Here is a 24,580-nt window from a genome sequence, read left to right as displayed (position 1 = left end):
CGCACCTCCGTCAGGGAGGTCCCGACGCTGATCACAGTCAGCGATTCTAGGCGACACGCGGCGCCGTCTCCGACCTCGGTGCGGAGCGTCCCCGCCTTGCGCCCGCACGGGAGTTTGGCGGCCGGGAAGCGTGCTGAGAGAATGCACATCATGCCAATCGCGCCCACGATCGACGTCGTCATCGCGGTGCACGACCCCTCGCGCCCGGTGACGCGCGCGGTGCGCTCGGTACTGCACGACGCCGTCGCCGGCGTCCGGGTGCTCGTCGTCTGCCACGGCATCGCGTCCGCCGCCTTCGAGGTCGCGCGTGCGGAGTTCGCGGATGCGCCGGTCGAGTGGCTCGAGTTCTCCGACGGCGTGCCGTCGCCGACCGGTCCGTTCATGCACGGGCTGCGTTCGGCGTCGGCCGACTACGTGGCCATCATGGGGTCCGACGACTTCCTCGAGCCCGGCGCGGTCGAGGCATCCGCTCGCCTGCTCGAGGCGGACGCGCCCGACGCGTTGATCCTGCCGTTGCGCCATCAGGGCGGGGAGATGCTGCGCAACCCGCTCGCCAGGAAGGGCCGTGTCAGGTCGCTGGACGCCGTCCGCGATCGACTGGCCTACCGGAGCGCGCCGCTCGCGTTCCTGCGGCGCGGACTGCTCGACGAGCTGAGCCTCGAGCTCACGCCGGGGCTCGCGTCCGGCGAGGACCTCGAGTTCTCGGCCCGGCTGTGGTTCTCCGATGCCCGTGTCGACTTCCATCCCGCGGCGCCGTCGTACGTGATCGGGGCCGATGCCGAGGCGCGGGTCACGACGACGCCGCGCCCGGCTGAGATCGAGCTGGAGGCCGTGCGCCGCCTGATCGGCCGCGACTGGGTTCGCGCGTCGGCGTCGGCTGCGAGGAACAGCCTCGTGATCAAGCTCCTTCGCATCCACGTCCTCGGCGCCGTGCTGCGCCGCATCGAGGGCGCAGGGGCGGTTCCGGACGGCGATCTCGCGGCGTACGGCGAGTTCACCCGCGCCGCGACGGCGCTCGCACCGCGGGCGATGCGCCCGTTCGCGCGCGCGGATCGGCGGATCCTCGATTCGCTCGCCGCGGTGCCCTTCGATGCCGGTTCCGTGCTGGCCGCTGCGCGCGCGCACGGCGGCGCCGGGCGGTTCGACCAGCTCCTCCCGCGCAATCCGCTCCTCGCCTTCGATCGGGAGGGCACGCTCCGGCGCTTCCTCAGATACCGGACCTGGCCGTGATCGTGTCGACCCTTCCCTCCACCGAAACGGATGCCCCGTGAACCAGCAGACTCCCCGCCGACGGTTGCTGATCCTGTCGTTCTCGCCGATCGCGGCCGACGCGAGAGTGCTGAAGCAGGTCGTCGAGTTCTCCGCCCGCTACGACGTCGTGACCTGCGGCTACGGCGAGGCCCCGCCGGGCGTCGCCGACCACGTCCGCGTGCCCGACGACGTGCGCATCGACGATCTCGACGGGCGGCTCATCACCCTGCACTGGTATCGGCGCGCGTACGAACGGCTCTCGGCGGTGCGCTGGGCGCGGACGGCGCTCGCGGGGCTGAAGGTCGACGCGGCCATCGCGAACGACGTCGAATCGGTTCCGATCGCCCTCGGGCTGCGCCCGCCCCACGGCGTGCACGCCGACCTCCACGAGTACTCGCCGCGGCTCCACGAGGAGATCCCCGCCTGGCTTGCGCGCATCAAGCCCTATTACGACTGGTTGTGCCGGAGCTTCGTCGCGAAGGCGTCCTCGTGGTCGACGGTGAGCGAGGGGCTCGCGCGCGAGTATGAGCGGCAGTTCGGGTTCGCTCCGGTCATCGTCACCAACGCGGCGCCGTACGCCGATCTCGCACCGGTGCCGGTCGGCGATCCCATCCGCCTCGTGCACAGCGGGGCCTGCCTCGAGAACCGGAATCTGGCGGCGCTCGTCGAGGGCGTCGACGCGGCCGGGGGAGCCGCGACGCTCGACCTGTTCCTGACCCCGAACGATCCCGGACTGCTCGATCGGCTCAAGGCGCGAGCCGAGTCCTCGCAGTGGGTGCGCGTGCGCGAGCCGGTTCCCTACCGCGACCTCGTCTCGACGCTGAACGGGTACGACGCGGGCGTGCACCTCCTCCCGCCGGTCAACTTCAACAACGAGTGGGCCCTCCCGAACAAGATCTTCGACTACGTCCAGGCGCGGCTCGGCGTCATCGTCGGCCCCTCGGCCGAGATGGCGAAGGTGGTCGGCGCGTACCGCCTCGGCGCGGTGACGCCCGACTTCGGCGCGCAGGCGCTGGCCGCGGTCGTCTCGGATCTCGACGCCTCGACGGTCGCCGAATGGAAGCGCCTCGCCGACCGTCACGCACGGGAGCTCTCCTCGGAGGCGCAGGTCGCCGTGTGGGCCGAGTGCGTCGACCGCCTCATGGCCGGCGGGCACGCACGGTGAGCGCCGTGGACGCGCGGCCGCGACTGCTCATCCTGTCGTTCTCGCCCATCGCCGCCGACGCGCGGGTCCTCAAGCAGGTGCGCCTCTTCGCCGAGGACTACGCCGTGACGACCTGCGGTCACGGCCCCGCGCCCGACGGCGTGGTCGAGCACCTCTCGATCCCCGACGAGCTCGCCGTCTGGCGGTACGACCGCGGCAGGGTCGCGACCCGTCGGTACCGGAGCGCCTATTGGTCGAACCCGGCCGTCGTCGCGGCGAAGCGCGCGCTCGCGGGCCGATCGTTCGACGCGGTCCTCGCCGACGACGTCGACGCGGTCGGCCTCGCGCTGTCGGTCCCCTCGCGCGGCGTGCACGCCGACCTCCACGAGTACTCGCCCCGCCAGAAGGAGGATCTGCTCCGTTGGCGCGTGTTCGTCGGACCCTTCATGCGCTGGATGTGCCGCACGTTCGTCACGAAGGCGACCTCCGTCACGACGGTCGGACAGGGCATCGCCGAGGAGTACCGCCGTCGGTTCGGCGTCGCCGCCGACGTCGTCACGAACGCGGCGCCCTACGTGGAGCGCGAGCCGCAGCCGGTCCACGATCCGATCCGGCTCGTGCACAGCGGTGCGGCGCTCCACGATCGCAACATCATGACCATCGTCGACGCCGTCGACGCGGCGAGCGGCGGCTGCACGCTCGACCTGTACCTCACCCCCAACGATCCCGCGTACCTCGATTCGCTGAAGGCGAGGCAGAACGCGAGGATCACGGTGCACGACCCGGTTCCGTACGACGAGCTCAACGAGACGCTGAGCGCCTACGACGTCGGCGTGCACGTGCTCCCGCCCGTCAACTTCAACAATACGTGGGCGCTGCCGAACAAGTTCTTCGACTACGTGCAGGCCCGGCTCGGCCTGATCATCGGGCCGTCGCCCGAGATGGCCCGGGTGGTGCGCGAGCGCGGTATCGGCGCGGTCGCCGACGACTTCTCGACCGCGGCGCTCGTGCGCGAGATCGAACGGCTCGCGCCCGCGCAGGTCGCCGCGTACAAGTCGGCGTCGGCGGATGCCGCGCGCGACCTCTCCGCGGAGTCGCAGGTCGTCGTCTGGCGACGGGCGATCGACGGCATCACGGGGCGCTGACGCGGCAGCGCGTCTGGCCCCGTAGCGCGTCAGGTCCCGGCGGCGCGTCGGGCATCCGCAGCGCGTCGGGCCCCGCAGCGCGTCAGGCTCCGGCAGCGCCGAGGAGGGTCGCGATGACGCGCTCGGCCGCCTTGCCGTCGCCGTAGGGTGCCGCGGTCGTCGGCTCCGGAGCCGGGCGGCCGACGGCGGCGGCGATCTCGTCGGAGGTGTTCGCGAGCACGTTCCAGCCGAGCTCGACGGTCTCGACCCACTCGGTCTCGGGGCGCACCGTCGTGCAGGGGACGCGAAGGAGGAACGCCTCCTTCTGGAGTCCGCCGGAGTCGGTCACGACCCCGCGGCTGGCGAGCACGGCGGCGATGAGGTCGGGGTAGGCGAGCGGGGCGTGCGCGATGAGCGAGCCCTGGGTGAGCTCGATGCCGTGCGCGGCCGCCTTGGCGACGACCCGCGGGTGCGCGAGGAGGATCACGGGGTGCTCGAGCGAGCCGAGCGCGCGGGCGATCTCGGCGAGGCGTGCGGGGTCGTCGGTGTTCTCGGCGCGGTGGATGGTGGCGACGTGGAACCCGCCGGGGGTGAGGCCGAGTTCGTCGACGAGCACCGAGGAGGAGCCGGCGACGGCGTCGCGCACCTCGAAGAGGACATCGGTCATGACGTCGCCGACGAGCACCGAACGGTCGTCGAGCCCTTCGTCGGCGAGATGCGCCATCGCGACCTCGGTCGGCGCGAGGCAGAGGTCGGCGGCGTGGTCGGTGAGCACCCGGTTGTGCTCCTCGGGCATGCGACGGTTGAACGAGCGCAGACCGGCCTCGAGGTGGGCGAGCGGATGGTGCAGCTTGACCGCGCTGACCGCCGCGGCGAGGGTCGAGTTCGTGTCGCCGTAGACGAGCACCCAGTCGGGGGCGTGCTCGTCGAAGACGGCGTCGAGCGCGCCGAGGATCGCGCCGGTTTGCACCCCGTGGCTGCCCGAACCGACGCCCAGGTGCACGTCGGGCGCGGGGATGCCGAGGTCTTCGAAGAACACGTCGGAGAGCATCGGGTCGTAGTGCTGGCCCGTGTGCACGATGACGTGGTCGACGCCGGCCGCGGCGGCGGCCTTTGCGATCGGAGCGAGCTTGACGAACTGGGGGCGCGCGCCCACGACGCTGATGACCTTCACGGGGCTCGATTCTAGGCGACGGATGCCTCGGGCCGTCGCCCGAGACCCGACTGGTACGGTCGACCCGTGAGAGTGCTCGTCGTCACGACCTGGCTGCCGACGGCGGCGACGCCCGAGTCCGGCGTGTTCGTCGAGCGCGACATCGACCTGATCGCCCGGGAGCACGAGGTGGAGGTCGTGCACCTGTCATCCGACCGCCGTCCCGGCGCGGTCGCGGTTCCTTGGCCCGTGCACCACGTGCCGATGGTCGCGGCGAATCCGCTGAGCGTGGCGGCGGCCCGCCGCGGGCTGCGCCCACGTCTCGAGGGCATCGACCTTGTGCACACGATGGCGGCGTCGACCCTGCTGCCTTTCCGGCGTCTCGACCTGTCCGTGCCGTGGGTGCACACCGAGCACTGGTCCGGCCTGCTGGCGCCCTCGACGGTTCCGCTCGGGGCGCGGCTGGCGATCCCGACGACCATGCGCCTGCTCGAGCGGCCCGACGTCGTGGTCGCGGTCGGTCGGCAGCTCGCGGCGAAGATCGGCGAGACGCGACGTGGGCCGATCACCGTGATCCCGAACGCGGTCGCGTCGACCGCCGAACCGGTGCCGCGGCGCGAACCCGACGGCCTGCTCCGTCTCGTCGGCGTGGGCGGTCTCGTCGCCCGCAAGGGCCCCGGCCTCGCGATCGCCGCCGCCGCCGAGCTCGTGCGGCGCGGCCACGACGTGCAGCTCGACTGGGTGGGGGAGGGGCCGATGCGCCGGGAGCTCGATGCGCTCGTGCACGAGTCGGGTCTCGAGGGCCGGGTGCGGTTCCGCGGCCGACTCGCGCCGCACGAGGTCGGCGCCGTGCTCGGCGAGTCCGACGTCTTCGTGCTGCCGACCGAACACGAGACGTTCGGCGTCGCGATCGCCGAGGCGCTCGCGGCCGGGCGGCCGGTCGTCGTGGGCGACGTCGGCGAGCAGGCGGAGTTCGTGCGCGAGCCCGACGGCGTGCTCGTGGGCGAGCGCACCGCCACGGCGTACGCCGACGGCGTGGAACGCGTGCTCGCCGCGAACGCCGGTCGCAGTGCGGCGGACATCGCCGCCGACGTGCGGTCCCGGTTCACCGAGGACGCACGGCGCACGGCGTACGGCGAGGTCTACGCCGATGCCGGACGGAGCTCCCGTGCCCGCGGCTGAGGTCGATCTCGTCGTCGCCGCCCACGACCCCCGACGCGACGTCGCACGCGCGGTCGGCTCCGCGCTCGGGTCGGCGGCGACCGCCCGGGTCATCGTGGTCTGCCACAACACGCCCGTGTCCGGCATCGCCGCGAGGCTCGGCGTCCTGGCCGACGATCCGCGGGTTCGGCTCGAGAGCCTCGACGACGGCGTCCGCAGCCCGGCGGGGCCCTTCAATCGCGGGCTCGAGCTCGCGACCGCGCGCCACGTCTCGATCATGGGGTCCGACGACGAGCTCGCCCCGGGCGCCGTCGACGCCTGGGCCGCGGCGGCCGAGCGGCACGGAGCCGACCTCGTGATCCCGGCGTTGCGCTACGCCGGCGGGCGGCTCGTGCCCACGCCTCCGACCCGGCCGAACCGGTCCGTGGCACTCGACGGCGTGCGCGACCGCCTCGCCTACCGTTCGGCCCCGCTCGGCCTCATCGCCCGCGAGCGGTTCGGCGACCTTCGCTTCACCGAGGGGCTCGCGACCGGTGAGGACCTGCTCTACTCGACGAGACTCTGGTTCTCGGGCGCCCGCATCGCGCGCGTCCGGCGGGGTGCGGAGTACCTCATCCACGACGACGCGGAACGGGTCACGTTCACGAGACGGCCGCTCGCCGACGACCTCGCGGCCGTGACCGGCCTCGTGGGCGATCCCTGGGTGCTCGCGCTCGGCCGCTCCGAGCGGGTCGCGCTCGCCGCCAAGCTCTGGCGCATCCAGATGTTCGGCGCGGTGCACTATCGGGCGGAGGCATGGACCGTCGACGACCGCCTCGCGCTCGCCGAGCTCAGCCGGACGCTCCAGGCCTACGCCCCGGCCGCGCTCGACGTGCTCTCGCGCGCGGACCACGCCCTCATCGCGGCGATCGACGACCCCGACCTCGCCCACGCCGAGGTCGATGCCCGCTCGGCGGCGAGACGGCGGTTCACGACGCCGGCGGCGCTGATCCCGGCGCGGGCGGCCCGGTTCGCGGCCCGCGAGGCGCCGCTCAGATTCGCCGCCGCGACGTGGTTGGCCGGGCGCAGCTGAGCGCCGCCCTCCCGCGCCGATCGGCGGCCGGTCGGCCCTCGCCCGCAGGTTAGACTCGAATCCATGCGTATCGCCGTCGTGGCCCTCGGAAAGATCGGCCTCCCCCTTGCTGTGCAGTTCGCCGATCAGGGCCATGAGGTCATCGGCGTCGACGTCAACCAGACGGTCGTCGACCTCGTCAACGCCGGCACCGAGCCGTTCCCCGGCGAGGCGCACCTGCAGCAGAAGCTGAGCGAGCTCGTGCCCGCCGGCCGGCTGCGCGCGACGACCGACTACGCCGAGGCCGTGCCCGGCGCCGATGCCGTCGTCATCGTCGTGCCGCTCTTCGTGAACGACGCGACGTGGGAGCCCGACTTCGGGTGGATGGATGCCGCGACCCGGTCGCTCGCCGAGCACCTCACGCCCGGCACCCTGGTCTCCTACGAGACGACGCTGCCGGTCGGCACGACCCGCGGTCGCTGGAAGCCGATGATCGAAGAGGTCTCGGGCCTGACCGAGGGCGAGGACTTCCACCTCGTGTTCTCTCCCGAGCGCGTGCTCACGGGTCGCGTCTTCGCCGACCTGCGCAAGTACCCCAAGCTCGTCGGCGGGCTCTCGGCCGAGGGCGCCCGCCGTGCCGTCGAGTTCTACGAATCGGTGCTCGAGTTCGACGAACGACCCGACCTCGCACGTGCCAACGGCGTCTGGGACATGGGCTCGGCCGAGGCATCCGAGATGGCGAAGCTGGCCGAGACCACCTACCGCGACGTCAACATCGGCCTCGCCAACCAGTTCGCCCTCTACGCCGACCAGGTCGGCGTCGACGTCTACGCGGTCATCGACGCGTGCAACTCGCAGCCGTTCAGCCACATCCACCGACCCGGCATCGCGGTGGGCGGCCACTGCATCCCGGTCTACCCCCGGCTCTACCTCTCGACCGACCACGACGCCGAGATCGTGCGCACCGCGCGCCTGCTCAACGCCTCGATGCCCGAGCGGCTCGTCGAGCAGGCGGCGGGCGTGCTGGGCGACCTCAGCGGGCTCCGCGCCGTCGTGCTCGGCGCGGCCTACCGCGGCGGCGTGAAAGAGACGGCGTTCTCGGGCGTGTTCGCCACGGTCGAGGCGCTCGAAGCGCGCGGGGCCGAGGTGCTCGTGCACGACCCGCTCTACACCGACGACGAGCTCGCGCGCTTCGGCTGGACCGCGTACCACCTCGGCGAGCCGGCCGACCTCGCAATCGTGCAGGCCGACCACGCCGACTACAAGGCCCTCGGTTCCGACGCGATCCCCGGCGTGCGCCTCGTGGTCGACGGCCGCAACGTCACCGAGGCCGACCGCTGGGTCGGAACGCCCCGGCTCGTCATCGGCGCGGGAGGTGCACGATGACCGATCTCGTCGTCGTCGGGTCGGGGTTCTTCGGCCTCACCATCGCCGAGCGCGCCGCGAACGAACTCGGGCTGTCGGTGCAGGTCATCGACCGGCGCGACCACATCGGCGGCAACGCCTACAGCGAGAACGACCCGACCACGGGCATCGAGGTGCACCGCTACGGCGCGCACCTGTTCCACACCTCGAACGAGAAGGTGTGGGAGTACGTCAACCGGTTCACGGCCTTCACCTCGTACGTGCACAAGGTGTACACGAACCACGACGGCGTCGTGTATCCGCTGCCGGTGAACCTCGGCACGATCAACCAGTTCTTCGGCGCCGCCTACTCGCCGAGCGAGGCACGCGAGCTCATCGCCTCGCAGGCGGGCGAGTTCGACACCAAGACGGCCGCCAACCTCGAAGAGAAGGCGATCTCGCTCATCGGGCGACCGCTGTACGAGGCGTTCATCCGCGACTACACCGCGAAGCAGTGGCAGACCGACCCGACCGAACTCCCGGCCGAGGTCATCAGCCGCCTGCCGGTTCGCTACAACTACGACAACCGCTACTTCAACGACACCCACGAGGGCCTGCCGGTCGACGGCTACACCGCGTGGATCGAGCGCATGGCCGACCACCCGAAGATCGACGTGAAGCTGTCGACCGACTTCTTCGACACCGCGCAGCCGTTCAACAAGGCCGCGGTCGTCGGCAACGTGCCCGTGGTCTACACGGGTCCGGTCGACCGGTACTTCGACTCCGCCGCCGGCGACCTCAGCTGGCGCACGCTCGACTTCGAGCGCGAGGTGGTGGCCACGGGCGACTACCAGGGCACCTCGGTCATGAACTACGCCGACGCCTCGGTGCCGTTCACGCGCATCCACGAGTTCCGGCACTTCCACCCCGAGCGGGAGTACCCCACCGACAAGACGATCATCATGCGCGAGTTCTCCCGTTTCGCGCAGCAGGGCGACGAGCCGTACTACCCCGTGAACACGCCTGAAGACCGGGCGGCGCTGCTCGCGTACCGCGACCTGCAGGACGGCGAGCCCGACGTGTACTTCGGCGGACGTCTCGGCACGTACCAGTACCTCGACATGCACATGGCGATCGGTTCGGCGCTCAGCATGTTCCAGAACCGCCTGAGCGAACGCTTCACCCGCTGAGCCTTCACGGCTAGGCTCGGTCGCACGGATCCCTGCGTCCGCTCCATCGGCGCCCACCGCGCCACGCGGGTTCGCGTGACGGTTGGGCGGTGTCGATGAAGAAGTTCGTTTACGCGATCCTGATCGGTGTGCTCGCGGCATCCGCGGCCGTCACCCCGGCGATGGCGCTCGAGCAGTCGGCTGCAGGAGACGCCGTCGTTGCCGGGGCCGGATCAGTGGTCGGCGAGGTCCGCGGCATCCTGCGCGCCGAGGACGCCGCATCGGGCACGGCCAACGGTTTCACGTCGGGCAACCTCATCGCCGATGCGAACTTCTACGACGACGGCGCCATGAGCGAGGCCGCGATCCAGGCCTTCCTCGTGAAGATGGGCGCGGGGTGTACGAGCTCGTCCTGTCTCGTGAACTACCGCGAGACGACGCCGGACATCGACTGGAGCTACGGGAGTTGCGCCGAGTACGCAGGTGCCGCCTCCGAGAAGGCGTCGCGCATCATCTTCCGAGTGCAGCAGGCGTGCGGGTTGAGTGCGCGGGTCATCCTCGTGATGCTGCAGAAGGAGCAGTCGCTGCTCACGAACCGCACGCCTCCGGTCGCGACGCTCGCGAAGGCCATGGGCTACGGATGTCCCGACGCCGGCGCCTGCGACCCCGAGTACGCGAGCTTCTTCAAGCAGGTCGCCTTCGCTGCCAGGCAGCTGACGTACTACGGGACGGCCGGAAGCTCGTACACGTACCTCAGGGTCGGCGCCGCAAACCCGATCGCCTACAGCCCGAAGTCATCTTGCGGCTCGGGCAACGTCGTCATCGTGAACCGTGCGACGGCGGCGCTCTACTACTACACGCCGTTCCAACCGGATGCCGCCGCGCTGAAGAACGTCTACGGCACTGGCGGTGCGTGCTCCGAGTACGGAAATCGCAACTTCTGGCGTCTCTACACCGACTGGTTCGGCGACCCGCGATCTGGTGCGGCCATCACGGCGACCCGGCTCCAGGGCGCAGACCGATACGCGACGGCGGTCGCGATCTCGAGGGCCGGCTTCCCGGCCGCGGGCGTGCCCGTGGCCTACGTCGCGGCCGGCAACCAGTTCGCCGACGCGCTCGCGGCCGCGCCCGCGGCGGCGCACCGCGGCGGTCCGCTGCTGCTGACGGACCCGACCTCGCTGTCGGCGGCCACGGCGGGCGAGCTCAAGCGACTCAAGCCGAAGCGCATCGTCGTCGTCGGCGGCACCGGGGCCGTCTCGGCGGGAGTGGCGACGGCTCTCGGCAAGATCGCGTCGACGACGCGCATCGGCGGTTCCGATCGGTACGATACGTCGCGCCGCCTCGCGTCCGACGCCTTCGGCTCTGCCGACCTCGCCTACGTCGCGACCGGGCGCGACTTCCCAGACGGGTTGAGCGCGGGCGCGGCGGCGGGGTCGCTCGACGTGCCGGTGGTGCTCGTCGACGGACGAGCTGCACGAGCCGATTCGGCAACCATCGCGATGCTCCGCAAGCTGGGCGTCGACGCGGTGCGCATCGCCGGCGGCACGGGGGTCGTCTCGGCCGGCGTGCAGTCCAGCCTCGCGGCCTCCTTCTCGGTCACGCGGTACGCCGGCGCCGACCGGTACACGACGAGTGCGGCCGTCAACTCGGTGTTCCGAACCGCGACGGGCGTGTTCATCGCGACCGGAGCCGCATTCCCCGATGCACTCACCGGGGCGGCGGCGGCGGGCACCGCTGAGCTTCCGTTGTTGCTCTCGATGCCGAACTGCACACCCGTCGCGACTCGTGTCGCGGTCTTCTCGAAGGGGGCGACGTCCGTGCGGCTCGTCGGCGGCACGGGGGCGCTGAGCGATCGGGTGGCCAAGCTACAGTCGTGTTGAGTCCCGCATGCGGGGGGATGACTCGGGGGAGTTCAGATCATGCAGAAGACCATGTTCATCGGGGTCGTCGTGGGGGCGCTGCTGTCGTCCCTGCTCGTCGCGCCGGGGTACGCGACCGAGGCCGACGGGACGCCCGACGAACCGGTGACCTCCCAGACGGCCGCGCCGACCCCGACGGCCGCGCCGACCGCGCCGGCCGCGCCGACCGAGGCACCGAGCGGCCTGCCCGATGCGCCGTCGACGGGCGACCCCGCCGAAGATCAGGTCGCGCCCGTTGGGCAGCCCGAGGGCGAGCCCGGCGAGGACGCAGCGGCCGAGCAGCCGGCGGAGGTGCCGACGGTCGCCCCCGTCGAGGAGCTGTCCGACGCCCTGTACGCCGAGGGTGACGACACCGTCAGCGAGGCGGACCTCTATGCGGCGCACCTGAAGCTGCAGGCCGAGAAGGCCGACGACCCCGACGCGGCCGAGGACACGGCGGGTGAAGACGCGGATGCCGGAGCTGCCGAGGTCGCCGAGACCGCAGCAGCGGAGCAGGCAGCCGACGCGCGGGTGATCAGCACGCTGCTCAGCTCCTCGAGCGAGCCCGAGGCCCAGACGCTCGGCGCCGCGGCCGACGCGGGCACCGTGGCATCCGCTGCCGCCGTCGGATCGAGCTTCACGGCCGGCAACCTCATCTCCGATGCGAACTTCGCCAACGGCTCGGCGATGACCGAGGCCGAGATCCAGGCCTTCCTGACGAAGACGGTCGGCAGTTGCCAGAACTCGTACTGCCTCGCGAACTATCGCCAGAACACCCCGACGCGCACCTGGAGCTTCGGCACCTGCACCACGTATGCGGGCGCGAACGGCGAATCGGCGGCGCGCATCATCTACAAGGTGCAGCGGGCGTGCAAGCTCAGCGCGAAAGTCATCCTCGTCACGCTGCAGAAGGAGCAGTCCCTGCTCACGAGCCGCGCTCCGACGGCCGGCGTCATGCAGAAGGCCATGGGCTACGGATGCCCCGACACGGCCGCCTGCGATTCGACGTACTACGGCTTCTTCAACCAGGTGTTCGCGGCCGCTCGCCAGCTGACCTGGTACGGCAACCCCGCCGGATCGTTCACCTGGATCAAGGTGGGCGCGTCGAATCGCATCGCGTACCACCCGTCGTCCTCGTGCGGCACCGGAGCCGTCACCATCGCCAACCGGGCGACGGCGGCGCTCTACTACTACACGCCGTACCAGCCCAACAAGGCCGCGCTCGCAAACCTGTACGGCACCGGGGACTCCTGTTCCGCATACGGCAACCGCAACTTCTGGCGGATGTACACCGACTGGTTCGGCGACCCCCGCGTCGCCTCGGCGATCCCGATGACGCGTCGGCAGGGCGCGGACCGCTACGCGACCGCCGCGGCGATCTCGAAGGCGGCATTCCCGTCGCGCGGGGTGTCGGTCGCCTACATCGCATCGGGGGCCGCGTTCGCCGACGCGCTCGCCGCGGCACCCGCCGCGGCGCGGCGGGGCGGGCCGCTGCTGCTCACCCAGAAGTCGGCGCTGCCGTCCTCCACCCTGGCGGAGCTGAAACGGCTGGCGCCCAAGCAGATCATCGTCGTCGGCGGAACCGGCGCCGTGTCGAACGCCGTCGCGTCGTCGCTCAAGGCGGTCGCGCCGGTGCAGCGCATCGGCGGGGTCGACCGCTACGACACCTCGCGCCGGATCGTCGCCGACGCCTTCGGCGACTTCAGGACGGTCTACGTCGCGACCGGGCGGGATTTCCCGGACGCCCTGACCGCGGCCGCGGTCGCGGCATCCCTCCACATCCCGGTCGTCCTCGTCGACGGCAGATCGGGTTCGGTGCCCGCGGCGACCCGAACCCTGCTGACCTCCCGAGGCGTCGATCAGGTGCGCATCGCCGGCGGCACGGGTGCGGTGTCCTCCGGCATCCAGAGCGCGCTCGCGAAGTCGCACACGGTCTCGAGATACTCCGGACCCGATCGCTTCTCGACGAGCGTCTCCCTGAACTCCGTGATCGCGGCGAGCCCGAACGCGTACCTCGCGACCGGCATGGCGTATCCGGACGCCCTCGCCGGAGCCGTCGCCGCCGGTCGGGCCGACGATCCGCTCTACCTCGCGCAGACGAACTGCATGCCGAGTCCGGTGCGCGCGGCGCTGCTGAAGCAGAAGGTGACGTCGCTGGTGCTGCTCGGCGGCCCTGGCGCACTGACCGACCGCGTCACGCGCTTGGCGCTCTGCTGACGGGCCGGGCTACTTCTTCTTCGTGAAGTGCGGCTCCCAGGCTTCGGGGGAGGTGATCTCGGGGAGCGCGGCGCGGTACTCGCGTGCGAGCTCGGGCCAGCGCCGCTTGATCTCGCGGTGGAGGCGCCGGCTCTCGCGCAGCAGTCGCCGGAACGTCTTCGGGTCGCGCGTGTAGCGCACCTTTCCGGAGCCGTCGGCGGTCGAGACGAGCGCGCTGTCGAAGTGCGGGAGGCGGAACCAGGTGCCGTCGCGCTTGGCGAGCTCGACCTGCGGTTCGGCGATGTTCTTCGATGCAGGGCGCGTGAACCACTGCCGGAGCGTCATCTGCACCGTGAACAGCACGAGCGGAACGCCGCGCGGGCCCTTCGGCCCCGCCGTTCCGCTCGGGATCGGGTAGACGCGCTTGCCCTCGACGGTCATCGGGATCTCGGCCTCGTCGCGCAGCACCGTCTTCTCGGGGAAGTCGGCCGCGGCGGCGCGCAGCTCGCCGAGGATCGTCGCCATGCCCTGCTGCATGTGCGCGGGACCCGACAGGATGTCGCGCAGCGCGCGGTGCCGCAGGGTGACCGGGTAGTACTGCATCGAGAGCAGGTGCTTCAGGTCCCAGCGTTCGCTGTCGCGCGTGAGCAGGCCGCCGTCGGAGTACGGCGAGTGCAGGAGCGCGGCGACGTAGCGGTTGCGGGCGTGGAAGTACGCCTGCCAGTCGATCGAGTCGTCCTTGTCGAGCCAGGAGACGTGCCACAGCGCCATGCCGGGAAGCGTCACCGTGGGGTAGCCGGCGTCGCGGGCCCGGAGGCAGTACTCCGCGTCATCCCACTTGATGAACGCGGGCAGCGACAGGCCGACCTCGCGCACGACCTCGGTCGGGATGAGGCAGAACCACCAGCCGTTGTAGTCGGCGTCCATGCGGGCGTGCATCCACCGGGTCTGACGCAGGTTCGAGAACCGGAAGTCGTGCGGGACCTCGTCGTGCGGCTGCGCGTGCCAGACGAACGGCTTGAGGTCGACCGTCTCGGCGAACGCGTGCAGCACCGGGCGGTTGAGGAGGTCGAACATGTGCCCGCCGACGACGACGGGGCGGGTGGTGCGGCGGGCGAACCGCACGGCGCGGGCGATGCTCTCGGGCTCGACGGTGACGTCGTCGTCGAGCAGGATGATGAAGTCGCTCTCGCCGGCCGAGAGCGTCTCGGACATCGAGCGGGCGAACCCGCCCGATCCGCCGAGGTTGGGCTGCTCGATCATGGTGAGGGTTTCGCCGAGGCGCTCGGCCACGGCGTCGAACCCGGCCTCCTCGACCACGCGCTGGTTGCCCTGGTCGACGATGTAGATGCGGTCGATGACCTCGCGCACCGTGTCGTCGGCGGCGAGCGCCTCGAGGGTGCGGACGCAGTAGTCGGGCTTGTTGAAGGTCGTGGTGCCGATGGATGCCCCGCCGGCGCGCAGCTCGGGGGCATCCGTCTCCCAGCGGCCGTCGGCCACGACGACCTCCTGATCGCCCGCGACGATGTCGAACCAGTACCAGCCGCCGTCGCCGAACGTGACGATCGGCAGTTCGATCTCGTGCCGCACGGTGCTCGAGAACGGCGCCGACGCGACCCGCTGCGGCACGCCCTGCGCCGTCGATCGGTACACGAGCAGCGTGCCCTCGCCGCTCGTCTCGAGGGTGAGGCGCACGCGCTGGACGTTGGTCCACTGCTGCCAGTACGACGCGGGGAACGCGTTGAAGTAGCTCGCGAACGAGACTCGGTCGCCCGCGGCGACGCGGAAGCGGTCGCGCCCGAGCACGTCGTCGAGGTGCGCGCGGTCGCTGACGCGGACCTCGCGCTCGCCGACCTTCGCCCAGACGTCGGCGTCGACGTACAGCGAGATGACGTCGGGATCGGCGTCCTCGGGGAAGACGACGCGTTGGATCTCGTTCCAGGTCAAGCTCACGCTGGCTGCTCCGTGTGTGGTGGTGGGATCGCGCCATGGCCCCCTGACGCGCGTCTACGAGCCTACTGGCTCTGATCTGCGAAGTCTGGGAGCGAGCGCGAACAGCTGGACGCCGAGCACGCAGACCTCTGCGACCGCGAGGCCCCACGCGACGCCGGGGGCGCCGATCCACAACAGCAGCGGATACATGAGCACGGTGCCGACCACCGCGCCCACGATGGTGCTCGTCGCGAGGGTCCTGGTGAGGCCGAACGCCGTGAGGCAGGCGAACCCGGTCAGCTGCGAGGCGAGGATGGCTGCCAGGTTGATCGCCATCGGAACGGCCAGCGCCGACGGGATGGCGAGCGTGCCGCCCGAGAGCAGGTCGCCGATCCACGGACCGGCCACGGCGTACACGATGCCGCCGAGCGCACCGAGCGCCAGGGCGATGAGCGTGACCCTGCGGGCGCGCGCGGCCTGCACCTCGGGCACAGGGTTCGGGACCCACCCCTGGGCGATCTGCACGACAGGACGGGTCGAGTAGAGGGCGAGGCGTACGATGCGCTCGGCGAGGGCGTAGACGGCGGTCGCCGACGGCAGGAACAGGTCGATGAGCACGATCGGCACGTTCACGTAGACCGAGGCCGTGGCCGACATCGCGACCGGACTCGCCTGGCCGGCGAGATTGCGGACCGCGCGCACGGGGGAGAGGCTGAAGCGCCACCCGGGGTATCGGACGAGGATGTTCCAGTTCGCGATCACGGCCGAGGCGAGCACTCCGGCGAGTTGCAGCGCCGCGAACGCGACGGCGTCGCCCGTGGCGATGAGCACGACGGCCCCGGCGACCGTGCCGACGATGCGCGGGATCGTGTCGATGAGCAGGAACCGGATGGGACTCGACTCGCCGACGTAGAACCAGCCCGCGCCGAGTGCGACGAGCACGCCGCTCGCGACCGTGAGCGCCGCGAGCAGGGCGTCGTCGCCGACGATGAGCACGGCGATGACGATCGAGATCGGCAGGATCACGAGGCAGAGCCACACCCGGCTCAGGAGCGACTCGAAGTAGTAGGCGCCGAGCTCGTCGCGGGAGCGCCGCGCGACCTCGGTCGGCCCGACGACGCCCCAGCCGTAGACCGCGAAGACGAACGCGAAGCCGGCGACCGCCTGCGCCACGGCGATGGTCGCCCAGGCGTCCGCGCCCGCGGCGACGATGATCGCCGGGATCACCGCGAGGCTCACGATGCCGCTGATCGCCACCGAGAGGCCGTAGCCGCCCGCGAAGCGCAGGGCAGTCTTCGTCTTCACGCGCCGACGACCTCCGTGGGCTCGGGTTCGGGAGTCGCGCCCGGGGAGTCGTGCGCAGTCCCGCCATTCTCCCCCAGAACGGAGGCGGTCCGGGACATCCGCGCGAGACGCGCCGAAACACGCGTTCGCATAGACTCGGGAGGTCCTCGCCCCCCATCCGTCGATCCGAAGGAACGCCGCTTCGTGACTCTCTTCCGGCCCCGTCGGCGACCTGCGGCGCTCGCTGCGGGGCGGCGCGGCCTGCGGGTGCGGTTCGATTCGCCGGCGATCGGCCGCACGGTCGACGTCGAGATCGACGGTCATCGCATGTGGACGACGGTCGTGCCCGAGGCCGACGGCCGGTCGGCCTTCGCGCCGTGGCCCGGCGCCCTCGCGAACCACCTCGTCGGCACCGCCGCGATCGCGCTGCGCGACCAGCGCAACGGCAGCGTGCTCGCCGAGGGCCGCTTCGCCGGGCCCGTCGCCCGTGCCGGCGCGGTCGGACTCGCGGAGCTCGCCGCCGCCGGCCAGGTCGTCGACAAGTGGGGCAAGCTCACCGACGCCCCCTCCGACGAGCTGCACGGTCGTCTGATGTCGGGGATGCGCACCGTGCTCGCCGATCTCGCAGACCTCGGGTACACCGCCGCGGTCACCGGCGGCACCCTGCTCGGCGCGGTCCGCGAGGGTCGCATCCTCGCGCACGACGACGACATCGACCTGCTCGTCTACCTCGGCGAGGTCGCGCCGCCCGACGTGTCTATCGCGTCGTACGCCCTCGAACGGCGCCTGCGCGAGCGGGGCCACGAGATCATCCGGCACAGCGACGCGCACCTCCAGGTGATCTTCGCGGATGCCGCGACCGTGCGGCCCGCACCCACCGTGCACGTCGACCTCTTCCTCGGGTTCCACGACCGAGGCGTCTACAACCAGCCGATCGCCGTGCGCGGTCGATTCGCCGCCGAGGCGCTGCTGCCCCTCGGCGAAGCGGTGCTCGAGGGCGAGACCGTGCCGTCCGTCGCCGACGGCGACGCCTGGCTCGCGCTCTGCTACGGCCCATCGTGGCGCACGCCCGACCCCGCGTTCCGATTCCGCACGCCGTCCTCGACGAGGCGGCGGTTCGAGAACTGGTTCGGGGTCTACGACCTCAACCGGGACTTCTGGGAGCAGCAGCTGCGTCTCGGCAGGTCGCACCCCTGGCGCGCCGACGCCGACCGCCTCCTCCTGCAGAGCTCGCCCGGCGATCGCGTCATCGACCTCGGATGCGGCGACGGCGCCCTCGCCGAGTCCCTGGCCGCGGCCGGGCGCCAGGTCGTCGCCGTCGACTACACGAGGGCGGCGCTCGCCGCGGCATCCGCCCGGCCCGGTGTCTCGGTGCAGCGGCTGAACCTCGCCGACCGACGGGCCGTGCTCGACTTCATCGCCGACGAGCTGGCTCTCGGCGGCACCCGGCACTTCCTGCTGTCGAACGTCCTGCATACGTTGACCCGGGACACGAGGGCCAACACACTGCTGCTCCTGCGCGCGCTCGTCGACCGCGAATCGACGGTGCTCGCGACGTTCGCGCAGAACGCGTCGTTCGTCTACGACCACCACCGCCCCGACACCTGGCATCTGCCGCTGAAATGGCTGCGAGCCGAGGCATCCGTCTACGACCTCGACTTCACGGTCGAGTCGCGGCAGCTTCGCCGAACGGCATCGGGGCCGCGCACGATCGCGAGCGTCAGGCTCTACAGTACGAGGGGAGCCGCGGTCGTGGCTCGAGAGGAGACACGGTGAACCGATTCGAGGCTGCGCTGCGCAAGCTCAGGCGCCGCGGACCGGCCGTGCCCGAGTCTGCCGAGATCGCGCGGCTGCGCGAGGAGATCGGCCGGCTGCGCGCCGAGATCGACGAACTGCGTGCGGACTCGCACCGCATCGCCGAGCTCTACGACCTCGTCTTCGAGCGACTGCGCGACGACGAGCGCAAGTCCGCCGAGTAGCAGCGGGGCGCGCCGCTGCCGAGGGAACGCGACGGACCTGGCTGCGCCCCGGGACACCTGCCCCGGAGAACGCCGGGACTCAGCGCTTCGATGCCTTCAGCGCTTCGATCGCCTCGTCGATCGGCCCGTCGAAGAACGCCTTGCCGCGCTTGATCACGATGCCGCGCGTGCAGAGCGCTTTCAGCATCGGCAGGTCGTGGCTCACGACGATCATGGTCTTCTGCTGCTCGACGAGCTCACGGATCTTCTTCTTGCACTTGTCGCGGAACGGGGCGTCGCCCACGGCCAGCACCTCATCGACGAGCAGGATGTCGAGTTCGGTGTGGATCGCCACGGCGAACGCGAGCCGCACGAACATGCCAGAGGAGTAGTGCTTGACCTCGGTGTCGATGAACTCGCCGATCTCGCTGAACTCGACGATCTCGTCGAAGCGGGCATCGATCTCGGCCTTGCTCATGCCGAGGATCGCGGCGTTGAGGTAGACGTTCTCTCGGCCAGAGAGATCGGGGTGGAAGCCCGCGCCCACTTCGATCAGGCCTGCGACGCGGCCGCGGGTCAGCACCTTTCCGGCGTCGGGTCGAAGCACGCCCGAGATGAGCTTCAGCAGCGTCGACTTGCCCGAGCCGTTGTAGCCCATGAGTGCGACCGACTCGCCTTCGCCGACGACGAAGTCGATCGAGTCGAGTGCGTCGAAGCTGTCGACGAGCTTCTTGCGCTTGGTCCACGCGATGAAGAGCTCTTTCAGCGACTGCGTGGTGCGCAGCCGGAAGCGCTTGCTGACATCGTTGACGATGATGCGCGGTTGTTCAGAGGTCTTGAGCAAAGCGCCCCTCCAACTTGCGGAACACGAGCTGCCCGACGAGCAGCAACACGATCGCGATGACGAGGCCGATCGCCCCGAACTCCCAGAGATGCGGGGGGCGCTCGACCGGGTTCACGGTGGTGGGCAGCCAGAACGCGGAGTGGAAGAGCTCGACGGCCGAGGTGAGCGGGTTCATCATGTACAGGTTGAAGAGCCACTCGGGCGCCTTGTCGCGCACGACCGTGAACGAGTAGAGCACCGGCGACAACCAGGTCGTGAACATGAGCATGATCTCGACGAGGTTCTGCGCATCGCGGAACGTCACGTTGATGGCGCCGAAGAGCAGGCCGAGCGCGAGGGCCATCGTCAGCACGATGAGCAGGGCGAAGAACACCCCCGCGATCTGCACCGCCGTGGGCGCCCAGCCGGTGGCGAGCACCGCGATCATGAGAATCGCGAGCTGCGGGAGGAAGTGCACGAAGGCGATGAAGACATCGGCGATCGGAAAGAGTTCGCGAGGCAGGTAGATCTTCTTGACGAGCGCCTTGTTGTTGACGATCGACTTGGTCGCGTTGCTGAAGGCCTCGTTGAAGACGTTCACCACGACGATGCCCGAGAACAGGTAGATGGCGAAGTTCTCGATGCCGCGGGTGAAGTTCAGCAGCACGCCGAGCACCAGGTAGTAGATCAGGAACTGCGCGGCGGGCTTCACGTACGACCAGATCCACCCGAGCACGGAACCGTGGTAGCGGGTCTGGGTGCCCTTGCGCACGAGCAGGCGCAGCAGGTAGCGGTATCCGAAGACATCGAGGATTCCGCGACCGCTGCCGGGAGTGCTGAAGCCGTGTTCGACTTCAGCTGGGGCTGGACTTGTCACTCGCACGATTGTAGTGCCCGCTCCCTGAGAGTCGGGGCGCACCGGTTCAGGGCCGCATGGGCGCTCAGCCCCGGGGCAGGGTCGCCATGGCGTCGCGCCAGCTCATGTCTCTCGCCGATTTCACGGCGCAGACGACGAGCAGCATCCAGCCGCCCTCGAGCAGGGCGAAGCTCTCGGCGAAGCTGGTCACGGTGATGATGACGAGCATGAGGGCGGGCCACAGGTAGACGACGCTGCGCCGGCCGGTCGCGAGCAGCCACGCCCGCACGAGGGCGACGCCGATGAGCCCGGCGAAGAGCAGCACGCCGATGACGCCGACCTGGAAGTACACGTCGACGTAGGCGCTCAGCGCAGAGCTCTGCGCGCGCCCGGTGGCGGCCTCGATCCAGACGTAGGGGCGGGCGTCGGGCCAGGCGCCGACCCAGCCCCAGCCCTGCAGCGGGTTCAGCGCGAGGTAGCGGGATGCCTCGCGCCACACGTCGAGTCGCACGTCGAACTCTGCGCGGGCGTCGAGCAGCTCGATGATGCGCAGGCGGAACAGCCACGTCGTGACGAGCACGGCGACGGCCGTGGCGAGCAACCCGATCTGCCAGCGCCAGCGGGTCGCGGGGGCGACGCGCCGCAGGCCGTAGATCGCGGCCAGCGCGACGAGCGCGACGGCGAGTGCGATCCAGGCGGTGGGGGAGCCCGAGAGCACGATGCACACAGCCGCGAGCACGATCGAGGCGATCGATCTCCCTCTGGTGAGGATATGCGTGCGCCACTCGACCACGAAGGTCAGCAGGCCGATGACGGCGATGAACCCGAGCAGGTTTCGCGAGCCGAAGATGCCTTGGATCGGCCCGAGCAGGGCGATGTCGCCCTGCACCCCGATCAGCGCGATCGGGGTGTCGATGAGAATGCCCGACACGACCTCGATGAAGAGCGAGACACCGAGGAGCACCCGAGTGACGCCGCCGAACGCCCGCACGATCTGGATCGTGTCGCGCATGAGGGCGACGTAGATGCCGAGCACCGCGAACAGTACGAGGTAGATCACGCGCACGAGGCTCACCAGCGGGGTCGTGCTCCAGAGCACGGATGCCGCGCACCACCCCACGAAGACGAGGATCGTGAGCGGCAGGATGCCGTACCATTCGACGGCCCGCCAGCGGGCGACGAGCGAGAGCGCGCAGAGCACGAGCAGCACGCCGAGCATCGCGAGCAGGCCCGGCCAGCCGATGAGGCTGCGAATGAGGTGGGTTGCGAAGGCGGTGCCGATGGCCGTCACCGACAGCGCCTGGGCGAATCGCGCGGATCCGGCGAACTCGCGCAGTTGCGTGAGCACGGGCGAGTCGGTCATGCGTCGGCGGGCGGCGTCACGGCGGGCGGCGTCACGGCGGGCGGCTTCAGATCTGCGGGCGGTGCGTCGAGGGCCACCGCACTCGAGCGCGCGGGTCGCGGCTGTGCGGGCAGCGGGTCGTTGGACCACTGCCGGCGCTTGGTGGCCCACGCGATGGCGATGAGCAGCAGCCACCCGATCTCGATGAGGATGCGGCTCTCGGCGAGGCTCTGGCCGAGCAGCGCCACGAGCACGAGCATGGGCAGCAGCGACGCGGCGGAGTACGGCATCGGCCGGCCCGCGGCATCGCGCGGCTGATCGACGGCGAGGAACCACGAACGCCAGAGTGCGCCGACGACGATCGAGGCGAACGCGATCAGACCGATGATGCCGAGCTGCATCCACATGTCGAGCCACGCGTTGTGGGCCTGCAGGTAGGTGACGCCCTTGCGCACCGCGAGGTCGTTGAACGGCTCGACCCACGGCACCCAATAACCGACCCAGCCCCACCCGGCCACGGGCCGCTGCTGGGCGAGGTCGATGACGGCGTTCCAGATGTCGGTGCGGCCGGTGAGGTCTTCGCTCTTGCCGAAGAGCGAGAGCAGCCAGCCCCAGGCGAGCACGAGCAGGGCCACGGATGCCGCGAGCACGGCCGCGGCCGTGACGTAGACGTGTCTGCGGCGTTCGGGGCCGACGCGGCGGGTCCAGAGCGCGAACCCGAGGGCGACGGCGACCACGACGGCGACGAGGATGACGGTGGAGGAGCGGGTGAGCGCGAAGACGAGGCCCGCCGTGACGAGCCAGCCGACGCCGGGGCCGCGACGCATGCTGCCGGCCGCGAGCAGGCAGCCGAACACGATGAGGCCGATGAGGGCGATCATGCCGAGCAGGTTGCGGCTGGCGACGATGCCCTCGACGGGCCCGCCCTGGAAGAGCAGGCCGCGCGACCAGTAGAAGGCCATGGGCAGCTTCTCGCCGGTGACCTCGAAGTCGGGGAAGTTCGGCAGCAGCGGTTCGCGGACGAAGACCGCGACCCAGAGCTCGAACGCGATCGAGAGCGCGAGGATCCACTTGATGGCCGATGCGAGCGACGCGACGATGCGTGCCCATGGCAGGCAGAGCACGAGGGCGATGGCGGCGAACGTGGTGACGAAGCTGATGGCGAGCCCCAGCGCGGTGGCGCCGGGGTAGAAGGACCAGGCAAGCGACAGCGTCGCGATGATGAGGAATGCGAAGGTCGACTTGGGTACGCGCCGCCAGATCCAGGTGGGGCGGGTGTCGGCGATGAGCAGGATGCCGCCGATGACGACGATCGCGACCGCGGCGCCGAAGCCCCACCAGCCGAGCAGGTTTCGCCAGAACTGCCCGGCGAACGCGGTGAACAGCACGAACGTCGCGTACGCGCCCGCGAGGGCGTGTCGACGATGCGGGCTCATGCGCTCAAGGCTATCGCGTGCGCCTCTCGCGGCACGGTCGTTCTGCGTCTCGCGAGGACGTACCGGCTCAGGACTTCGGGCCGGTGACGCGCACGTCGACGATCTGCCCCGTCAGGTCGGCTTCGAGCACGCGCAGCGAGGTGAGTGCGACCGCCTCGGGGTCGAGTAGTGTGCCGTCGGGCTCTTCGCCGAACGCAGCCGTGCGCATGGGCGTCTTGGTGCGCTGCGGGTTCAGGCAGTTGACCCTGATGCCGCTCTCGGCCCACTCGTCGGCGAGCGCCTGGGTGAGGTTGACGACGCCGGCCTTGGTGGCCGAGTACAGGCTGTAGCCGGCGCGGCCGCGCGTGTACGAGCTCGACGTGAAGAAGAGCAACTGGCCCTTCGTCTCGGCGAGGTAGCGGTGCGACTCCTGCGCGACCTTCGCCGGTGCGATGAGGTTCACGTCGATCGTGCGCCGCAGTCCGCGCTTCGAGGTGCTCACGAGGTGCGAGATCGAGAGCACGCCCGCGGTGAGCACCACGTAGTCGATCGGGCCGTGGGCCGCGGCGTCGGCCAGCGCCTTTCGGATCTGCTTGCGCGAGGTGACGTCGGTGCCGGTGTCGGTGCGGCTGTAGCTGTGCACGGTGGCGCCTGCTGCGCGCGCCTGCTCGGCGATGCTCGCGCCGATGCCGTAGGACCCGCCGAAGACCACGATCGAACGCCCGCTGAGGTCGAGATCTTCGAGCTCGCCGGTGCTGAGGGCGGCCGATTGCAGCTGGAAGATCTTGTCGGCGATGTGGATGTCGAGCGGTTCGGTGACCTTCATGTTCTCGGCGGTGCCGAGCACGACCTTGATCTGCACCTCGGGCAGGTACTGGAAGACGACGCCGCAGTCGTCGGTCGCGGCGAAGCTCGGGTCTTTCGCGGCGAGTTCGTATGCCCGGCGGATGGTGCCGAGGCGGAAACCCTGCGGCGTCTGGCCGCGGCGCAGCTTCGCCCGCGCGGGAATGCCCGTGATGACCGAGTTCTCATCGACCTCGATGATGGTGTCGGCCGACGGAATGGCGGTGTCGACAGCATCGAACTCGTCGAGGGCTGCGACGCAGTCGTCGATGATGCGGTCGTCGACGAACGGGCGCACCGCGTCGTGGAACAGCACCTTCACGTCGTCGTCGTCGCCGAGCGCGGCGAGTGCGAGCTGCGTGGTCTCATTGCGCGTCTCGCCGCCAGGCAGGATGCTCCGCAGCTTCGGGAAGCGCTCGTCGTCTTTCAGGTAGTCGAGCTCGTGCACCGTGGCGGCGTTCATCATGATGATGATCTCGTCGAGGCTCTGGTTCTCACTCAGGGCCTCGAGTGTGTGCTCGACGATCGCCTTGCCGGCGATGCGGATCAGCTGCTTCGGCATGCCGAGTCCGACTCGGGTGCCGACGCCGCCGGCCAAGACGACGGCGATCGTGGTTGATGTGCTCACTGCGGGAT

19 protein-coding genes are annotated in these 24,580 nt (G+C 70.6%); 11 read left to right on the top strand and 8 right to left on the bottom strand.

What is annotated here, in order from left to right; all coding sequences use genetic code 11:
• Nucleotides 1-150: 150 nt before the first annotated feature.
• From GQQ92_RS11775 to GQQ92_RS11765, 3 genes are read left to right on the top strand one after another with little or no spacing between them, the layout of a single operon-like run.
• A complete protein-coding gene (locus tag GQQ92_RS11775; protein WP_197738228.1) occupies nt 151-1,230 on the top strand; it encodes a glycosyltransferase in 1,080 nt (359 codons plus the stop codon).
• A 37-nt stretch (nt 1,231-1,267) separates the two neighbouring features.
• Entirely contained in the window at nt 1,268-2,416 is a 1,149-nt protein-coding gene (locus tag GQQ92_RS11770) for a glycosyltransferase family protein (protein WP_156999491.1), read from the top strand.
• A gap of 5 nt (nt 2,417-2,421) precedes the next feature.
• Nucleotides 2,422-3,540, top strand: coding sequence for a glycosyltransferase family protein (locus GQQ92_RS11765; protein ID WP_232057662.1), 1,119 nt, complete (start codon nt 2,422-2,424; stop codon nt 3,538-3,540).
• Nucleotides 3,541-3,622: 82 nt separating this feature from the next.
• Here the strand turns inward: GQQ92_RS11765 and wecB are convergent, their stop codons facing one another.
• Entirely contained in the window at nt 3,623-4,693 is a 1,071-nt protein-coding gene (gene wecB / locus GQQ92_RS11760; protein WP_156999490.1) for a non-hydrolyzing UDP-N-acetylglucosamine 2-epimerase, read from the bottom strand.
• A 66-nt stretch (nt 4,694-4,759) separates the two neighbouring features.
• Between wecB and GQQ92_RS11755 the strand changes: the two genes are divergently transcribed.
• The 6 genes from GQQ92_RS11755 to GQQ92_RS11730 all read left to right on the top strand — a co-directional run bounded on the left by GQQ92_RS11755 (nt 4,760) and on the right by GQQ92_RS11730 (nt 13,512).
• On the top strand, nt 4,760-5,854 hold the full coding sequence (locus GQQ92_RS11755) for a glycosyltransferase family 4 protein (RefSeq protein ID WP_156999489.1): 1,095 nt from the start codon (nt 4,760-4,762) through the stop codon (nt 5,852-5,854).
• Nucleotides 5,841-6,905: a glycosyltransferase gene (locus tag GQQ92_RS11750; RefSeq protein ID WP_197738227.1), complete on the top strand. Its 1,065-nt coding sequence runs from the start codon at nt 5,841-5,843 to the stop codon at nt 6,903-6,905. The genes GQQ92_RS11755 and GQQ92_RS11750 overlap by 14 nt, the downstream gene beginning before the upstream one ends.
• 63 nt (nt 6,906-6,968) lie before the next feature.
• Complete coding sequence (locus tag GQQ92_RS11745) at nt 6,969-8,270, top strand: nucleotide sugar dehydrogenase (protein WP_156999487.1); 1,302 nt, start codon at nt 6,969-6,971, stop codon at nt 8,268-8,270.
• On the top strand, nt 8,267-9,418 hold the full coding sequence (gene glf, locus GQQ92_RS11740) for a UDP-galactopyranose mutase (RefSeq protein WP_156999486.1): 1,152 nt from the start codon (nt 8,267-8,269) through the stop codon (nt 9,416-9,418). The genes GQQ92_RS11745 and glf overlap by 4 nt, the downstream gene beginning before the upstream one ends.
• A 95-nt stretch (nt 9,419-9,513) precedes the next feature.
• Nucleotides 9,514-11,277, top strand: a complete 1,764-nt coding sequence (locus tag GQQ92_RS11735; protein WP_156999485.1) for a cell wall-binding repeat-containing protein — start codon at nt 9,514-9,516, stop codon at nt 11,275-11,277.
• 39 nt (nt 11,278-11,316) lie between these two features.
• Nucleotides 11,317-13,512 (top strand): cell wall-binding repeat-containing protein, encoded by a 2,196-nt coding sequence (locus tag GQQ92_RS11730; RefSeq protein WP_156999484.1) that lies wholly within the window; start codon nt 11,317-11,319, stop codon nt 13,510-13,512.
• A gap of 9 nt (nt 13,513-13,521) precedes the next feature.
• Here the strand turns inward: GQQ92_RS11730 and GQQ92_RS11725 are convergent, their stop codons facing one another.
• Both GQQ92_RS11725 and GQQ92_RS11720 read right to left on the bottom strand, forming a co-directional pair.
• Entirely contained in the window at nt 13,522-15,444 is a 1,923-nt protein-coding gene (locus GQQ92_RS11725; protein WP_232057661.1) for a glycosyltransferase, read from the bottom strand.
• A 54-nt stretch (nt 15,445-15,498) separates the two neighbouring features.
• Entirely contained in the window at nt 15,499-16,728 is a 1,230-nt protein-coding gene (locus GQQ92_RS11720) for a lipopolysaccharide biosynthesis protein (RefSeq protein ID WP_156999483.1), read from the bottom strand.
• A gap of 183 nt (nt 16,729-16,911) precedes the next feature.
• Here GQQ92_RS11720 and GQQ92_RS16585 point away from each other — a divergent pair, with 183 nt between their 5' ends.
• Nucleotides 16,912-18,483, top strand: coding sequence for a methyltransferase domain-containing protein (locus GQQ92_RS16585; RefSeq protein ID WP_197738226.1), 1,572 nt, complete (start codon nt 16,912-16,914; stop codon nt 18,481-18,483).
• Entirely contained in the window at nt 18,480-18,686 is a 207-nt protein-coding gene (locus GQQ92_RS11710; protein ID WP_156999482.1) for a hypothetical protein, read from the top strand. The genes GQQ92_RS16585 and GQQ92_RS11710 overlap by 4 nt, the downstream gene beginning before the upstream one ends.
• A 79-nt stretch (nt 18,687-18,765) precedes the next feature.
• On the opposite strand, the gene GQQ92_RS11705 is transcribed toward GQQ92_RS11710, so the two are convergent.
• The 5 genes from GQQ92_RS11705 to GQQ92_RS11685 all read right to left on the bottom strand — a co-directional run bounded on the left by GQQ92_RS11705 (nt 18,766) and on the right by GQQ92_RS11685 (nt 24,572).
• Nucleotides 18,766-19,509 (bottom strand): ABC transporter ATP-binding protein, encoded by a 744-nt coding sequence (locus GQQ92_RS11705; RefSeq protein WP_156999481.1) that lies wholly within the window; start codon nt 19,507-19,509, stop codon nt 18,766-18,768.
• Complete coding sequence (locus tag GQQ92_RS11700; RefSeq protein WP_156999480.1) at nt 19,493-20,365, bottom strand: ABC transporter permease; 873 nt, start codon at nt 20,363-20,365, stop codon at nt 19,493-19,495. Before GQQ92_RS11700 ends, GQQ92_RS11705 begins: the two co-directional genes overlap by 17 nt.
• A gap of 64 nt (nt 20,366-20,429) precedes the next feature.
• On the bottom strand, nt 20,430-21,707 hold the full coding sequence (locus GQQ92_RS11695; RefSeq protein WP_156999479.1) for an O-antigen ligase family protein: 1,278 nt from the start codon (nt 21,705-21,707) through the stop codon (nt 20,430-20,432).
• A complete protein-coding gene (locus tag GQQ92_RS11690) occupies nt 21,704-23,122 on the bottom strand; it encodes an O-antigen ligase family protein (RefSeq protein ID WP_156999478.1) in 1,419 nt (472 codons plus the stop codon). Before GQQ92_RS11690 ends, GQQ92_RS11695 begins: the two co-directional genes overlap by 4 nt.
• 67 nt (nt 23,123-23,189) lie before the next feature.
• Nucleotides 23,190-24,572: a bifunctional cytidylyltransferase/SDR family oxidoreductase gene (locus GQQ92_RS11685; protein ID WP_156999477.1), complete on the bottom strand. Its 1,383-nt coding sequence runs from the start codon at nt 24,570-24,572 to the stop codon at nt 23,190-23,192.
• Nucleotides 24,573-24,580 lie beyond the last annotated feature (8 nt).

Origin of the sequence: Agromyces terreus, assembly GCF_009749465.1 — a bacterium.
GTDB classification, from domain to species: Bacteria; Actinomycetota; Actinomycetes; order Actinomycetales; family Microbacteriaceae; genus Agromyces; species Agromyces terreus.
Note: the sequence above shows the minus strand (reverse complement) of the source record. Positions and strands in the feature narration are given on the sequence as shown.

Coding starts and splice junctions, on each gene's coding strand:
- GQQ92_RS11775 (WP_197738228.1), top strand. CDS start 151: ATGCCAATCGCGCCCACGATCGACGTCGTCATCGCGGTGCACGACCCC.
- GQQ92_RS11745 (WP_156999487.1), top strand. CDS start 6,969: ATGCGTATCGCCGTCGTGGCCCTCGGAAAGATCGGCCTCCCCCTTGCT.
- glf (WP_156999486.1), top strand. CDS start 8,267: ATGACCGATCTCGTCGTCGTCGGGTCGGGGTTCTTCGGCCTCACCATC.
- GQQ92_RS11735 (WP_156999485.1), top strand. CDS start 9,514: ATGAAGAAGTTCGTTTACGCGATCCTGATCGGTGTGCTCGCGGCATCC.
- GQQ92_RS11730 (WP_156999484.1), top strand. CDS start 11,317: ATGCAGAAGACCATGTTCATCGGGGTCGTCGTGGGGGCGCTGCTGTCG.
- GQQ92_RS11695 (WP_156999479.1), bottom strand. CDS start 21,707: ATGACCGACTCGCCCGTGCTCACGCAACTGCGCGAGTTCGCCGGATCC.
- GQQ92_RS11690 (WP_156999478.1), bottom strand. CDS start 23,122: ATGAGCCCGCATCGTCGACACGCCCTCGCGGGCGCGTACGCGACGTTC.